At 65.8% G+C, this 15,667-nt stretch carries 11 protein-coding genes; 4 read left to right on the forward strand and 7 right to left on the reverse strand.

The window, feature by feature from the left end; all coding sequences use genetic code 11:
• Positions 1-69 precede the first annotated feature (69 nt).
• From ACOZ9V_RS10410 to ACOZ9V_RS10425, 4 genes are all read right to left on the reverse strand, one after another.
• Positions 70-2,397 (reverse strand): ComEC/Rec2 family competence protein, encoded by a 2,328-nt coding sequence (locus ACOZ9V_RS10410; RefSeq protein WP_434589753.1) that lies wholly within the window; start codon positions 2,395-2,397, stop codon positions 70-72.
• Entirely contained in the window at positions 2,381-3,313 is a 933-nt protein-coding gene (locus ACOZ9V_RS10415) for a helix-hairpin-helix domain-containing protein (RefSeq protein ID WP_434589756.1), read from the reverse strand. Before ACOZ9V_RS10415 ends, ACOZ9V_RS10410 begins: the two co-directional genes overlap by 17 nt.
• A 127-nt stretch (positions 3,314-3,440) precedes the next feature.
• Positions 3,441-4,316 carry a DegV family protein gene (locus tag ACOZ9V_RS10420; protein ID WP_139467379.1) on the reverse strand — a complete coding sequence of 292 codons (876 nt, stop codon included), beginning with the start codon at positions 4,314-4,316 and terminating at the stop codon, positions 3,441-3,443.
• A complete protein-coding gene (locus ACOZ9V_RS10425; protein ID WP_139467380.1) occupies positions 4,313-5,620 on the reverse strand; it encodes a UDP-glucose dehydrogenase family protein in 1,308 nt (435 codons plus the stop codon). Before ACOZ9V_RS10425 ends, ACOZ9V_RS10420 begins: the two co-directional genes overlap by 4 nt.
• Before the next feature lie 95 nt (positions 5,621-5,715).
• Here ACOZ9V_RS10425 and ACOZ9V_RS10430 point away from each other — a divergent pair, with 95 nt between their 5' ends.
• A complete protein-coding gene (locus ACOZ9V_RS10430) occupies positions 5,716-6,432 on the forward strand; it encodes a hypothetical protein (protein WP_139467381.1) in 717 nt (238 codons plus the stop codon).
• Positions 6,433-6,518: 86 nt separating this feature from the next.
• Here ACOZ9V_RS10430 and nadE read toward each other — a convergent pair whose 3' ends face one another.
• Positions 6,519-7,352, reverse strand: coding sequence for an ammonia-dependent NAD(+) synthetase (gene nadE / locus ACOZ9V_RS10435; protein ID WP_139467382.1), 834 nt, complete (start codon positions 7,350-7,352; stop codon positions 6,519-6,521).
• A gap of 99 nt (positions 7,353-7,451) precedes the next feature.
• Positions 7,452-10,367 carry a leucine--tRNA ligase gene (gene leuS, locus ACOZ9V_RS10440; RefSeq protein ID WP_139467383.1) on the reverse strand — a complete coding sequence of 972 codons (2,916 nt, stop codon included), beginning with the start codon at positions 10,365-10,367 and terminating at the stop codon, positions 7,452-7,454.
• Between the two features lie 189 nt (positions 10,368-10,556).
• Here leuS and ACOZ9V_RS10445 point away from each other — a divergent pair, with 189 nt between their 5' ends.
• The gene (locus ACOZ9V_RS10445) at positions 10,557-12,365 is read left to right on the forward strand and encodes an AMP-dependent synthetase/ligase (RefSeq protein WP_139467384.1); all 1,809 of its coding nucleotides are present in this window, start codon (positions 10,557-10,559) and stop codon (positions 12,363-12,365) included.
• Positions 12,366-12,605: 240 nt separating this feature from the next.
• The gene (locus ACOZ9V_RS10450; protein ID WP_434589763.1) at positions 12,606-13,649 is read left to right on the forward strand and encodes a glutathione S-transferase family protein; all 1,044 of its coding nucleotides are present in this window, start codon (positions 12,606-12,608) and stop codon (positions 13,647-13,649) included.
• 14 nt (positions 13,650-13,663) lie between these two features.
• Here the strand turns inward: ACOZ9V_RS10450 and ACOZ9V_RS10455 are convergent, their stop codons facing one another.
• Positions 13,664-14,299 (reverse strand): DedA family protein, encoded by a 636-nt coding sequence (locus tag ACOZ9V_RS10455; protein WP_434595387.1) that lies wholly within the window; start codon positions 14,297-14,299, stop codon positions 13,664-13,666.
• A 288-nt stretch (positions 14,300-14,587) separates the two neighbouring features.
• Here ACOZ9V_RS10455 and ACOZ9V_RS10460 point away from each other — a divergent pair, with 288 nt between their 5' ends.
• Entirely contained in the window at positions 14,588-15,625 is a 1,038-nt protein-coding gene (locus tag ACOZ9V_RS10460) for a YhjD/YihY/BrkB family envelope integrity protein (protein WP_139467386.1), read from the forward strand.
• Positions 15,626-15,667 lie beyond the last annotated feature (42 nt).

Here is a 15,667-nt window from a genome sequence, read left to right on the forward strand (position 1 = left end):
CCCCAGCCTATCGCGGCTGCCAGACATGACCGGCAAGTCGGACCGACACCCGCCTTCTCACCCCTTGTCCTAGGGACAGCTGTGGCCGGTGCTGAATCGACTCTGGGCGTAGAGCGCAACCGAACCGCAGTGATCGGTTCGCAGCACGGGCACGGGGCCGAAGGAGCGCAGTGACTTCTCACTCGGATGCCCGTAGCTGTTCTCCCCCACCGAGACGACGCCGAGGCCGGGAGCCGCGGCCGCGAAGAACTCGGGAGCCAGATCGGAGGAACCATGGTGCGGTGCGACGAGCACATCCACCGGCCGCACCTGCTGGGCGAGCACATACTGCTCCTCGGCTCCGACGTCGCCGGGCAGCAGAGTGCTCAGACCCTCCTGTTCGACCCGCACCACCAGGGAGTCTTCGTTGCGCAGCTCCTCGTCCTCTGCCGCAGGTACCGAGCGCAGGGGCGGCCACAGCACCTCCAGGCTCGCTGCCTCGAAGCTCAGCGTCCGGCCGCGGTGAGTGGGAACCAGCTCGGCATCGGTGTCAGCGATCACGCGCCTGACTTCGGGCGAGGTCGCGACGTTCGCGGAGACGAACAGCCGATCGACCGTGCGCCCCCACGTCGTGCCCGCATAGCCGGCGAAATGGTCGGCGTCGAAATGGGAGATGAGCAGATCGAATTCCTCGATCCCGGATTCGTCGAGGCAGGTGTCGATGGGTTTCGGCTCACGCCCCGTGTCGACGACGAGACCCCGACCATGACCGAGGTTGATGATGGCAGCCGAACCCTGACCGACATCGCAGACGAGCACCAGCCAGTCCGCTGCAGGCGGCTTCGTCTTCACCGTGACGATGACGGCGGCTGTGAGCAGGCAGCACAGGACGAGGACGGGCAGGCCCCAGAGGCGACGACGTACCAGCATCCACGTACCGGTCACGGCGAGGCCGAGCAGCCCGAGCGCCAGCAGCGTTCCGAGCGGCGGCACCGGCCAGTCCAGTGCCGCTCCCGGCAGTGCGGCGCAGACTCGGGCGACGAGGACGATCCACCAGGCCGGGAAGGACCCGATCCACGCCAGCAGGGCAGAGGCGAAGTCGGCTCCGGGCAGCCCTGTCGTCGCGATGCCGGTGGCCACGAGGCTGAGGAAGCCCGCCACCGTCGCCGGCATGACCGCCGGTGCGGCCGCGGCGTTGGCAGCCACCGACCACAGTCCGATGCGCGGGTCGATCGCCACGAGCACCGGGGTGCACGCGAGCTGGGCGACGAAGGGCACGATGAGCGCGGTCACGAGCACCGTGGGCAGCAGCAGCAGGTGCACGGCGAGACGGCGCAGCAGGATCGGGACGACGAACATGATCGCGGCGGTGGAGACCACGGACAGGACGAACCCCACCGAGGTGGCCAACACCGGCACGAAGGCGAGCAGCAGGCTCGCGGTCGAGCACATGACCGCGACCGGGGAGATCCCACCGCCGCGCAGAAACACGAGTGCCGCCGCAATCGCCATTCCGGCGGCCCGGATGGCGCTGGGTTCGAATCCGACGATGAAGACGTAGCCGAGGCAGGTGAGCACTCCGATGCTCACGCGCAGCCGTGGACCGGCTCGGCAGGCTCCGGCGAGCAGTCCGGCACCGAGGCTGACGATCGTGACGTTGCTGCCCGACACGGCCGAGACGTGGGTGAGGGAGACGACCCGCATATCGTCGATCATCCGGTCGTCCTGGGGCGAGGTGTCACCGACGACGAGTCCGGGCAGCAGCCGTCCTCCGTCGTTGCCGGCGGCGAGAGAATCGACGCGGAGTTCGGTGCGCAGCCGCTCACGCCACTGCCACAGTCGGTTCGGTGCTTCGAGCACCTGTGGTTCCGTATCGGTCGAGCGGATATCGTCGAGGCGCTGAGTGCGCATCCGCACGGTCGTTCCGTCGGCAGCGATTTCGGGACTGAGCACGTGAGTGAATCCGGTGGTGGTGAGCAGCGTCAGTCGCGTCCAGCCGGACGCTCCGGGTTCGCTGTGGCCGACGACGAGCCCCGTGGTCTCGGCCTCATCATCCGGTCCGTGGGCGGCGGCCAGGGCGGTGATCTGGATCGTCAGCAGACAGGTGAAGACGAGAGCACCGACACCGAGGTGGTGGTGCCGTCGCAGGATCACGATCCCGAGGAGTCCGAGCACGGGAACGCCGAAGAGCACCCATGGCTCCGGTGACAGGAGTGCGCTGGCCCAGAGGCCGGCTGCACAGCAGAGGAGGCGGACGGAGCCCGGCCACAGCGCCGCCCGCTCCCGCACCCAGGCAACCGCAGCCGCGCACACATGTCGCAGGGCAATCAGTCTGCGCTCCCACGCCTGCTGCCAGGATCGCCTCGTTCGCAGCTGTGTGTGCGCGGCTGCGGGGCCCGGGTCAGCCGACGGTGACAAGGTCTTTGAGGCTTTCGAAGGTCTTCGGCCCGATGCCTTTGACGAGCAGCAGATCATCGACGCTCGCGAACGGCTGCTGGGTGCGGTGGCTGATGATCGCCTCGGCTGTGACGGGTCCGACCCCGGGCAGCGTCTCCAAGGTGGTGGCATCGGCGGTGTTGAGGTCGACCTTCCCCGCCTGACCGGGTGCCCCGCCGCTCGCGGCTGCAGATGAATCCGCGGATCCCGGCGAACCGCCTCCTCCCGCGCCCCCTCCCCCACTTCCAGACGAACCGGTTCCGTCCTGACCGGTCCCGTTCGCCCCGGTCCCGTTCGCATCGGCACCATCGACTCCGGCTGCCGGTTCTTCGCCTTCTGTCGGGATGTGGATCTGCTCACCGTCGGCGAGCACGCGCGCCAGATTCACCGCTTCACCGTCGGCTCCGGCGCTCAGTCCTCCAGCGGCTTCGACGGCGTCTTGGACCCGCGCACCTGCCTTCAGCGTGACCACGGAGGGGTCGTTGACCGCCCCGGTGATATGGACGGTCACCTCGCCGTTCGCATTCGCCGACTTCGCCGAGGCGGCTCCTTCCTGTCCTGCGGCTGATCCCGCCGATCCCTCACCGGCTTCTCCTGTTTCACCTCCCTCGCCGGTCGCGGCAGGCGACTGACCGGCTCCTGCGCCTTGGCCGGGATCGTCACCGCCGCCCACGGGCGAATGCTGTGCAGCGGGACGGAAGAGGAAGAAGGCGAGAACGAGGATTCCGACCGTGGCGATGCCGAGAGCTGCCAGCACGGGCAGACGCACGCGACGGGGCTCGACGGGTTCTTCCTCACCGGCGGTGTCGGCGGTATAGACGTCGCCCGGCACCCAACCGCCGCGCTCGGCACTGGCGCCCAGGAGGCCGGCGAAACGATCATCCGGAGACACAGCCATGGTCCGAGGTTAGGAAGCGCCGGTACGCAGCGGCCAGGGCAGAAGCGTCGCCTGTGGACAGAGCATCTGCGTCCACAGGGCAGAGGTGATCAAGTCACCCGAGCATCCCCAGGCAGGAATGTGTGAGTCAGGGTGTGGTCTGCACGGTCACACCGACCGTACCGGGGCCGACATGCGCGGTGATGATCGTCGACAGCGTCCTGAACGACGAGTCGAATCCGAGCTCGCGCAGCCGTGAGCTCAACAGCTCGGCATCCGCTGTGTCCATCTCCCCTTCGGCGTTCTGGACCTCGACGTGCACGGTGTCCTCGGGATCGGCCACCTCCGCAGCGGCCTGCGCGGCCAAGGCGACGATCTTCTCCAGGGCTTTGGTGCGAGTGCGCACCCGGGCCAGCGGAACGACGACTCCAGCGCTGAGACCGAGCACGGGGACGATCTGCAGGGCCCGGCCGAGCAAGGAGGACGCGGCGCCGATCCGGCCGCCTCGGCGCAGGTGTTCGAGGCTGCCGGGGGCGAACACGGAACGGGTCTCGGCCGCGCACCAGTCGGCGATGGTTCCGGCGATCGATTCGACGTCGAGTCCCTGCCGGATCCCGGCCACGGCTACAGACAGTGCCCCGGCCAGTCCCGCCGAGGTGGTCCTCGAGTCGACGACATCGACGAGGATGTCCTCGGCTTCGGCGGCCTTGACCGCGGAATCGCGGGTGCCCGAGAGCTCCGCGGACATGGTCACGACGATGATGGCTTCCGCGCCGTCCTCGTGCAACCGTGCATAGGCGTCGGAGAACTGGGCCGGGGTGGCCATGGACGTGGTGACCTCGACTCCGTCGGTCATCTTCGCGCACAGATGCCCGGCATCGACCTCACCGTCGGCGAAGGCGACTCCGCCGATGAGCACGGTCAGCGGCACCACGGCGAAGAGACCGCCGGTGGCCTCGCTGAGCGCTTCGCGTTCGTCCGCGGAGAGCTGCGCCGTGGAGTCGGTGACCAGCCCGATTCTCATGGACGGCCCAGGGCTCGGTAGGTCCAGCCCGCTGCCCGCCACAGTTCGGGAGTGAGCACATTGCGGCCGTCGACGAGCACTTTCCCACTGACGAGCTCGGCGGTCGCCGCCGGGTCGAGGTCGCGGTATTCGCGCCATTCCGTCAGCAGCAGCACGGCTTGCGCCCCGGTGATCGCCTCGGCGGTGTCGGCGACGTAGTCGAGTTCGGGGAACGACTTCTGCGCATTCCCGATCGCCTGCGGATCGGTGACGGTGACCAGCCCGCCCTGGGTGGCGATGAGCCTGGCCACGGCCAGGGCCGGAGAGTCACGGACGTCATCGCTGTCGGGCTTGAACGCGGCGCCGAGGATGGTGATCTTCTTGCCGATGAACGACCCGCCCAGGGCGTCGCGGGCGATGTCGACCATCCGCACACGACGGCGCATGTTGATCGAGTCGATCTCCTTGAGGAACGCCACCGCCTGATCGGCGCCGAGCTCCCCGGCCCTGGCCATGAAGGCGCGGATGTCCTTGGGCAGGCATCCGCCGCCGAATCCGAGCCCGGCGTTGAGGAACTTGCGGCCGATCCGGTCATCCATGCCGATCGCATCGGCGAGCTGGGTGACATCGGCTCCCGATGCTTCGCAGAGTTCGGCCATGGCGTTGATGAATGAGATCTTGGTGGCGAGGAACGAGTTCGCCGCGGTCTTGACCAGCTCGGCGGTCGCGAAGTCGGTGATCATCCGGGGCGTGTCTTCGGCGAGGATCGAGGCGTAGACCTCGTCGAGAGTTGCGGCCGCGGCCTGCCCCGGCTCACCGTCGGCGACTCCGTACACGAGACGATTCGGGTGGAGGGTGTCCTCGACGGCATGGCCCTCGCGCAGGAATTCCGGGTTCCACATCATGGCGGCGCCGGTGTCGGCGATGATTCCGGCCAGACGCTCGGCGGTGCCCACGGGAACGGTCGACTTTCCCACAACCACCGACGTCGCAGTCAGGTGCGGGTGCAGGGATTCCACGGCCGCATCGACATAGGTGACATCGGCGGCGAACTCACCGGGCTTCTGCGGAGTGCCTACACATACGAAGTGCACGGTGGCGTCGGCGGCGCGGGAGATCTCGGTGGTGAATTCGAGTTTTCCGCGCTCCTGAGCCTTCACGAGGAGTTCACTCAGTCCCGGTTCGTAGAAGGGCGGACGACCGGAGGTCAGGGCCTCGACCTTCTCCGTGTCGACATCGACTCCCGTGACCTCATGGCCCAGAGACGCCATGGCCGCCGCATGGACCGCGCCCAGATATCCGCAACCGATGACTGAAATCTTCAAACCGAGCTCTCCTGGGTATTGGCATGCGTTTTCGACCACACTATATGCCACCCGGTTGCACGATATGTGGAGGTTGAAACAGTAGGCTTGGAATTGTGAAGCGTTTCCTTGATTTCCTCACCAACTCACCGGCCGCCGTGACGTTTGCGGTGCTCACCGTGCTCGGCATCATCGCCTTCGCCATCCCCGGGCTGCACTCTGCCGCCTGGATCATCGGGCTCGTGCTGTGTCTCGGCGTGATCGCCGCGCTGCTGATGTTCCACGGCGAATGGCGACGTGCCCAACAGCAGATCGACGCACTGCGCCAGCAGCTCAGCGTCGAGCGTGGTCGGATGGACACTCTCGGACTGACCCCGGTGGACGACAAGGTCGAGTTGCTTCCCGATGAGCGTCGCGCCCGCCGCATCCTCGAGCTCATCCCGGATTCGTCGGGCCTCGTCCAGTCCCTGCGCCTCGATGCGACCTTCGCCACCGTCGCCGTCGACGAACTCGAGCCGCTCACCACCTTCTGTGCCGAGTTCAAGAAGGCCAGCTTCGACAACCCCCGCTCGCACACCGCGTTCATGAACCTCTATCGGGCAGCCGAGGGCCTGTCGATCTGGGTGAAGGAGGAGACCCAGGTCTCCCCCGATGATGCCGGCACCCGTGAGATCCGTCCCGGCGATGCCCGCAAGGACGGCTGGCGCGGCTACACCGAGGCTCAGAGCCGGGGCGAACGCCTCAGCGACGACTTCGTCTCCTCCCGGTGGGAGTTCAACCAGACAGCACTCGAACTCGGACTCGTCTCAGGCACCCCGCCGTTCAACGACTGACAACGTTCGACAGACGACGTTCGGTAAAAAATTGAGGCCCTCACATTGTGAGGGCCTCAATTGCTGCCAGTGTTCACGTGCTCGGCTCAGTGCCGGATCCACCACGAATCCAACGGAGCCACGGGGGTGCGGCGTTTGTGCTCTGAGCGGCGGTACTTCTCGATGAGCGCCGAGGCGGCCGCGGGCTCGATCTCCTTCCCCTCGAGGAAGTCATCGATCTGGTCATAGCTCAGACCCAGCGACGATTCGTCCGTCTGCCCGGGTTCGTCATCGAGCAGATCCGCGGTGGGGACCTTGACGATGAGATGTTCGGGAGCGCCGAGGTGGCGCAGCAGTTCCCGTCCCTGCCGTTTGTTCAGACCTGCCAGGGGGATGACGTCGGCTGCGCCGTCACCGAACTTCGTGAAGAACCCGGTGACCGCCTCGGCGGCGTGGTCCGTGCCGACGACGAGCGCTTTCTTCTCCCCTGCCAGCTCGAACTGCGCGATCATCCGCATCCGGGCCTTGACGTTGCCCTTGCCGAAATCGGTTATCGGCTCTCCGGTGGCCTTCTCGTACTCCTCGGCGGCCGCATCCGTGGCGGCGCCGATGTTGATCGCGAGTTCGTGATCGGCGGCGATGAACGACAGAGCGTCCTGGGCATCGGCCTCATCGGTCTGCACATGGTGAGGCAGGCGCACGGCCCAGAATTCGGCATCGGCCCCACGGCGGCGCAGGTCCTCCACCGCCAGCTGGCAGAGCCTGCCGGCCAGTGTGGAGTCCTGCCCGCCGCTGATGCCGAGCACGAGACCTCTGACTCCGGTGGTGAGCACATAGTCGACGAGGAACTCGACACGCCGGGCGATCTCCGTCGCCGGATCGATCTGCGGTCGCACGCCGAGGGCGTGCCGAATCTCGTCTTGGACTCTGTCGTTCGTCATGCTCACACCAGTCGTAGTCGGGGGCGAAGCGCCGCCGTTCGGCGCCCGCACTCATGCAGTCTCCCAGATGCCGTGTTACGGCGAAGTATCGGCCGGGTCTCAGGCGTCGGGGACGATGTTGACGAGCTTGGGGGCTCGCACGATCACCTTGCGCACTCCGGCGCCGCCGAGGGCCTTGACGGCGTTCGGCGATTCGAGAGCCAGCTTCTCGAGTTCTTCTGCGGTGATGTCCGGGGCCACCTCGAGCCGTGCGCGCACCTTGCCCTTGACCTGGACCACACAGGTCACGGTCTCGGCGACGAGGTGGTTCGGGTCCGCCTCGGGGAAGGCCGCATAGGTGACCGTCGACTCGTGTCCGAGACGTGACCACAGCTCTTCGGCCAGGTGCGGTGCGAAGGGTGCGAGCATGATCGTCAGCGGTTCGAGGACGTCCCGGGTCGCACCGCCCTGTTTGGTGGCATGGTTGGTGAGCACGATGAGCTTGGAGATCGCGGTGTTGAACCGCAGATGGTCCATGTCCTCGCGCACACCGTCGATGACCTGGTGGAGGACCTTGAGCGATTCGGCGTCGGCCTCACCGTCTGCGACCACGGACTCGCCGGTGGTCTCGTCGACGAAGAGTCGCCACACGCGCTGCAGGAACCGCTGTGCGCCGACGACGGCGCGGGTGTCCCAGGGACGGTCCTGTTCCAGCGGGCCCATCGACATCTCATAGACGCGGAAGGTGTCGGCACCGAAGGCGTCGTACATCTCGTCGGGCATGACGGAGTTCTTCAGCGATTTGCCGATCTTTCCGTACTCCCGATTGACCTGTTCGCCGCCCAACCAGAACGTCAGCTCACCGTTCGATTCGGTTCTCTCCTCCACCTCGGCGGCGGGGACGTAGACGCCGCGGGAATCGGTGTAGGCATAGGCCTGGATGTATCCCTGGTTGACCAGACGGTGGAACGGCTCGGACGAGGAGATGTGCCCGAGGTCGAAGAGGATCTTGTGCCAGAAGCGGGCATAGAGCAGGTGGAGCACAGCGTGCTCCTGTCCGCCGACGTAGAGGTCGGCGCCGCCGCGCGGTTTCGAGGCCCGCGGTCCCAGCCAGTACTTCTCGTTGGCGGGGTCGACGAGGCGTTCGTCGTTGTGTGGGTCCGCGTAGCGCAGCTGGTACCACGAGGATCCGGCCCAGTTGGGCATCGTGTTCGTCTCACGCTGGTAGGTCTTCGGACCGTCGCCGAGGTCGAGTTCGATGCTCGTCCATTCCTGGTTCCTGCTCAGCGCCGGTTCGGGACGGCTGTCGGCATCGTCGGGCGCGTAGGTCCGCGGTGCGAAATCGTCGACTTCGGGCAGCTGGACGGGCAGCATCTCGTCGGGCAGAGCAATCGGGGTGCCGTTCTCGTCGTAGACGATCGGGAACGGTTCGCCCCAGTAGCGCTGGCGCGAGAACAGCCAGTCGCGCAGACGGTACTGGGTGGACTCGGTGGCCAGTCCTTTTCCGGCCAGCCATTCGGTGACCCGGGCCTTCGCCGCGTCGATCTCGAGGCCGTTGATGTCGATCTCGGCGTTGGCCGAGTTGATCATCACGCCGGTGCCGGTGAACGGCGCGTCCTCGTCGTGGTCGGCCGGAGGCTGCACAGTGCGGATATAGGGCAGTCCGAACGCCTTTGCGAAGTCCCAGTCACGGGCGTCTTCGGCCGGCACGGCCATGATCGCTCCGGTGCCGTATCCCATGAGCACATAGTCGGCGATGAAGATCGGAACCTCGGCCCCGGTGGCCGGGTTGAGCGCATAGGAGCCGGTGAAGATGCCGGTCTTCTCCCGGCTCTGCTGCCGGTCAGCGTCGGTCTTGGCCGCAGCGGCGCGCTGGTAGGCGGCGATCGCCTCGGCGGGGGTTGCCTCTCCCCCGCGCCAGGACTCGGGGGTGGACTCATCCCAGACCTCAGCGGTCAGGTCGGCGACCTGCGGGTGTTCAGGGCTGAGGACGAGGTACGTGGCGCCGAACAGGGTGTCCGGGCGGGTGGTGTAGACCTCGATGTCGGACGCATCGTCACCGGCGATGGGCAGGCGCAGCAGGGCGCCCTTCGACCGGCCGATCCAATTGACCTGCATGGCGTGGATCGCATGCGGCCAGTCCAGCACGTCGAGGTCGTCGATGAGGCGGTCGGCGTACGCCGTGATGCGCATGTTCCACTGGCGCAGACGGCGGGTGAATACCGGGTAGTTTCCACGCTCGGACAGACCCTCGGCGGTGACCTCTTCATTGGCCAGCACGGTGCCCAGCCCTGGGCACCAGTTGACCGGGGATTCGGAGACGTAGGCGAGGCGGTAGCCCTGCAGAACGTACTCGCGCTCCGCCGAGCTCAGCTCCGACCAGGTGCGACCGTCGGGTGTAGGGCGGGCACCGGAGGCGAACTGCTCGATGAGCGTGTCGATCGGTCGAGCCGCGCCTTTGGCCTCACCATCGGGGGTGGTCGCCTCGGTGTCGTACCAGGAATTGAAGATCTGCAGGAAGATCCACTGCGTCCATTTGACGAATTCGTCGTCGGTCGTGGCGAAGCGACGGCGCACATCGTGGGCCAGCCCCAGGCGACGCAGCTGCTCGGTCATGTTCGCGATATTGGCATCGGTGGTGATGCGCGGGTGCTGACCGGTCTGCACCGCGTAGAGATCGGCGGGCAGTCCGAAGGCGTCGTAGGACAGGGCATGCATGACGTTGTGTCCGCGCATCCGCTGGTAGCGGCCGTAGACGTCGGTGCCGAGGTAGCCCAGCGGGTGGCCGACGTGCAGTCCCACACCGGAGGGGTACGGGAACATGTCCATGATGTACAGGGACTCGCGCTCGCTGAGGTCGGCCGGCGGACCGTAGGGCGACGAAGCATCCTGGGAGTCGAGCTCGCCGAGGTCTCCGGTGGGGTTCGGGGTGTGGAACGTGCCCGATTCCTCCCAAGTGCGCTGCCAAGACTTCTCGATCTTTTCGGCCAGCGCCGCATCATAGCGGAAACCGGTCTCCTCAGGGTTCGTCGTCATTACCTTCCTTCGCAGAACAGACGTGAGCGGGTTCTGACCATCGTACTCTGAACGCCCCCTGATTCGACTTGGTTAGACTGCTCACAGGTCAGCGGACGCCGGTTATCTCGGCAAACGTGATCGATTTCACTGAGACCCGGCCGAACTGTAAGATAACCGAGCAGTAACTTACGTCCTCGAAGGAGACTCATGAGCTCAACGACCATGCCGCAGTCGTCAACACCCGTCGTCGGTTTCGAGGTCGATACCGCCTCGTCGACCACCGATATCTTCCTCAGCACAGTCGCTGAGAACCCCAGCCGCCCTCTGGTCGCCAAGCCCGACGGGGACGGTTGGAACGAACTGACCGCGGCCGAATTCCTCGCAGAGGTCAAGGCGGCCGCGAAGGGGCTCATCGCCTTGGGCGTGGGAGTCGGTGACCGGATCGCGATCTTCGGCCCCACCTCCTACGAGTGGACGCTCAGCGACTATGCCATCTGGTACGCCGGCGGAATCTCCGTGCCGTTCTACGACACCTCTTCGGAGAGCCAGCTCAGTTGGATGCTCACCGACGCCGATGTCACTCGTGGGCTCGTCGCCACTGGCGACCATGCCGATCGGGTGCGGGCGGCGGCCAAGGCTGCCGGACGGGAAGAGCCAGCCCTGCGGGTCTGGAACGAAGGCGCTTTCGCCGATCTCACCGAAGCCGGCAAGGCCGTCACCGATGAGGAGCTCGAAGCCGCCCGTTCGCAGGTCGGCTCCGATTCCGTGGCGACGATCATCTACACCTCCGGCACCACCGGAAAGCCCAAGGGCTGTGTGCTCACCCACGCGAACTTCGTGCAGACCGCCCAGGCCGCGCGCCACCAGATCCCCAGCGTTCTCGACACGAAGATGCGCTGCCTGCTGTTCCTGCCGCAGGCCCACGTCTTCGCCCGGTTCATCGAGGTCCTGGCCATCAGCAACGGTGCTCTGCTGGCGCACCAGTCGGACCTGACGAAGCTCACCGATGCCATGGGCAGCTTCCGTCCGTCGTTCATCCTCGGTGTGCCCCGGGTCTTCGAGAAGGTCTTCAATTCCGCGCTGGCGACCGCTCAGGCAGGCGGCAAGGAGAAGATCTTCCGCCGTGCCGAGCAGGTCGCCGTCGCCTATTCGAAGGCACTCGACACCGGCAAGGTGCCCACCGGGCTGAAGCTCCAGCACGCCCTGTTCGACAAGCTGGTCTATTCGAAGCTGCGCGCGGTCATGGGCGACAACGTCACTCATGCGGTCTCCGGCGGCGGTGCGCTCGGCTCTCATCTCGGCCACTTCTTCCGCGGACTGGGCATCATCGTCCTCGAAGGCTACGGACTCACTGAGACCACGGCACCGATCACCGTCAATATTCCGGAGAAGTCGAAGATCGGAACCGTCGGCGTGCCGCTGCCGGGCGTCTCGGTGGCGATCGCTCCCGACGGTGAGATCCTGGCCAAGGGCGTGCCGGTCTTCCGCGAGTACTGGAACAACCCCGAGGCCACGGCCAAGGAGTTCCACGACGGTTGGTTCGGCACCGGTGACCTCGGCTCGCTCGATGACGACGGCTACCTCACGATCAACGGCCGCAAGAAGGAGATCATCGTGACCTCCAGCGGCAAGAACGTCGCCCCGGCTCCGCTCGAGGACGTGCTGCGTCGCCACCCGATCATCGGCCAGCCGGTGCTCGTCGGCGAGAACCGCAAATTCGTCTCGGCGCTGATCTTCCTCGATTCGGAGATGCTGCCGGGCTGGCTGAAGAACCACGATCTGCCGCAGATGAGTCTGCGCGAAGCCGCCGAGGACGATGCGGTCCAGGCCGAAGTGGCCAAGGCCGTCGAACAGATGAACAGGACCGTCTCGCGGGCCGAAGGAGTCAAGAAGTTCACAATCCTGCCGATCGAGCTCAGCGAGGAGAACGGCTACCTCTCTGCCAAGCAGTCGGTCAAGCGTCACCTCATCAATAAGGACTTCGCCGCCGAGATCGACGCGCTCTACGCCGGCTGACGCACAGCCGCTGCCGCCTGGGACATAGTCGCTGAACTCAGCCTGCGGGGTACGGCCCGGGCACGGACTCGAACGGTCCGTCCCGGGCCGCCGTCGTCCCGCCTCGGTGGCGGTGGGCGGACTCCTCCCAATCGGGAGGGCATGGCAATGGTGACGTCGTCCCGCCTCGGCGTGGGCTTGCCTCAGCGTCGTAAGCTGAGGACAGAAGTCGAACTCATCGATCTCATTGGAGGCAGCGTCATGTCCGAGACCACCGATCACACACCCAGCTACGTGACCGAAGGGGCGGAATTCAACCGGGATACGAACTACATCGACGATCGCATCCTCAACGATCCCAACGCTCAGTGGCCCGTCGAACCGGGCCGCTACCGCCTCGTCGCCGCCCGTGCCTGCCCGTGGGCGAACCGGACGATCATCGTCCGTCGCCTCCTCGGGCTCGAGGACGTCATCTCCCTCGGCATGCCCGGCCCCACCCACGATGCGCGGTCGTGGACCTTCGACCTCGACCCGGGCGGGGTGGATCCGGTGCTCGGCATCGAACGCCTGCAGCAGGCGTTCTTCGCCCGTTACCCGGACTATCCGCGCGGAATCACCGTGCCGGCCGTCGTCGACGTGCCCACCGGCGTCGTCGTCACCAACGACTTCCCGCAGATCACGGAGGACTTCTCCACCCAGTGGACCGAATACCACCGAGAGTGTGCCCCGAATCTCTGGCCCGAGGAATCGCGGGAGGAGATGGAGAAGGTGATGCGCCATATCTACACGGAGATCAACAACGGGGTCTACCGCTGCGGTTTCGCCGGCTCCCAGGACGCCTACGAGGCGGCCTTCGACCGCCTATTCAACGCGCTCGATATCGTCGAGGATCGGCTCAGCCGGTCACGGTTCCTCATGGGTGAGACCATCACCGAGGCGGATGTGCGACTGTTCACGACGCTCGTGCGCTTCGATCCCGTCTATTTCGGTCACTTCAAGTGCAACCGGCAGCCGCTCACGGCGTTCGAGAACCTGTGGGGCTACGCCCGCGACCTGTACCAGACGCCGGGCTTCGGCGACACGGTGGACTTCGAGCAGATCAAACAGCACTACTACATCGTCCACCAGGATGTGAACCCGACGCAGATCGTGCCCAAGGGCCCCGACCTCTCCGGTTGGCTCAGCGATCACGGTCGCGACCGGAAGTTCGGCGGATCCCCCTTCGGCGAGGGAACCGCTCCCGGACCCGTCAAGCCCGGCGAAGAGGTCGCACCAGCGCATACGGCAGCGGCCTGGGTGAGCTGAGCCGAGGAATCACCTCAGACCTCGAATTCTCCGGGCTCGATATGATCGTCTTCGGTCGTGTCGAGCCCGGCGGCCTTCTTCCGTCGCTGTTTGCGGATCTTGAACACGATCCACACGATGACGAAGACGACGACGGCGACGATGACGACGTTCTGGAAGTAGCCGGCGTAGGTCTCGACGACCGACCAGTTCTCACCGAGGGTGAAGCCTGCGACGATGAGGATCGTGTTCCAGATCGCGCTGCCGGCCGTGGTCAGCAGCAGGAACTTGGTCAGGCGCATGTCCCGCATTCCGGCGGGGATGGAGATGAGCGACCGGAAGATCGGGATCATCCGACCGAAGAACACGGCCTTGTCCCCGTGCTTGTCGAACCAGTCAACGGTCTTATGCACGTCGTCGACGTCGACCAACGGCATCTTCACCGCGATCCGGGCGATGCGTTCGATGCCGATCCACTTGCCCAGCGCCCACAGCAGAACCGCGCCGACGACCGAACCGATCGTGGCGAAGACGATCGCGGCCACAATGTTCATCTGGCCTTGACTGGAGGTGAATCCGGCCAGAGGCAGGACGAGCTCACTGGGGATGGGCGGGAAGATGTTGTCGAGGAAGACCATGAACCCGACACCGACCGGCCCCAAGGTCTCCATGATCGTCACGGTCCAGGCCGAGAACCCGCTGAGATTGTCAGCAGCGCTGCCGCCGGCGGCGAGGACATCGGCAGGAACTCCGCCGGCAGGCAGGCCGGCAAGGCTGTCGGTGGCAACGGGTGCGAAATCGGCAGTCGGAGCGAACGAATCAGTGATCGGCATGGTCAAAAGTCTAGATAAGGGCGCGGCCTGCCGCTCACAGTACGCTCACAGCGGCTAGTGTGGAAACGAACACCTCAGACCGGAATACGAACGCACCTTGCGGATACGCATCGAAGGAGCACACACGTGGCACCTGCCAAAGTACTGGCCTCGCGCAACACCGTCGCTGAGGTCGGCCACAATGCCGTCAACCGACCCGGACCCGCCCACCTCATGCGCGCAGTCCAGCGTTTCGGACAGCGTCTGGGCAATCAGTTCGGTGCCGCGATCACCTACTTCCTCGTTCTCGCGGTCATGCCCATCGCCATGGTCAGCCTCGCGAGCATCGGATTCGTCCTCGACGTCGCCCGCCCCGAGCTCCTTCCCGAGGTCACGAAGCAGATCGAGACCTTCACCGCCGGCAACTCCTCGCTGACCGAGCAGCTCGAGAGCTTCCTCCTCGACTGGCAGGGAGTGGGAATCATCGGTATTCTCACCGGCCTCTACACAGGTCAGGGATTCATCGGCAACCTCGGTGCCGCGGTGCGAGCCCAACTGCACGACGACTTCGACGATGCCGTGCCGGAGAAGTCCTTCGTCAGCAAGGTCATCAACAACGTGATCACTCTCATCGGCCTCATCATCGGCCTCCTCCTGGCCGTGGCGCTCACCGTCGTCGGCACCGGTCTTCGCTCGATGATCGCCGACTTCCTCGGGCTCGGCGGATTCGCCGGCAGTCTGCTGTTCATCGTTCCGGTCATCCTCACCTTCGGCGCCGCCTGGCTGATCTTCTGGTTCCTGTTCACGATGCTGCCGGAGAAGCCGGTCGACAAGCAGGCGAAGAACCGCGGTTCGCTCATCGGCGCGACCGCGTTCCTCATCCTCATCAACTTCTCCACGGTGCTCGTCAATCTCTTCTCCGGGAACAAGGCCGCCGGTGTGTTCGGGTCGATCATCGCGATCATGCTCACGCTCAACGTCTTCGCCCGCATCATCCTGTTCATCGCCGCGTGGATCGGCACGGCGAAACCACCGCGGCCGCGCGAAGAGGAGCCGGAATACCGGTTCGTCGAACCGAAGGTGCAGGCGCAGAGCCTCGGCGCGCTCATCACCGGTGCGGGAATCGTGGCGCTGACCCTGCTGGGCTTCAAACGGTTCGAGGAACGCCGGTCCGATCGCGAATAGGCGAGACGGTAGACTGTTGGCGCATCCGTTATAACTGACCGA

The sequence above is a fragment of the Brevibacterium sp. 1718 genome (assembly GCF_051131255.1).
Classification (GTDB): Bacteria; Actinomycetota; Actinomycetes; order Actinomycetales; family Brevibacteriaceae; genus Brevibacterium; species Brevibacterium sediminis.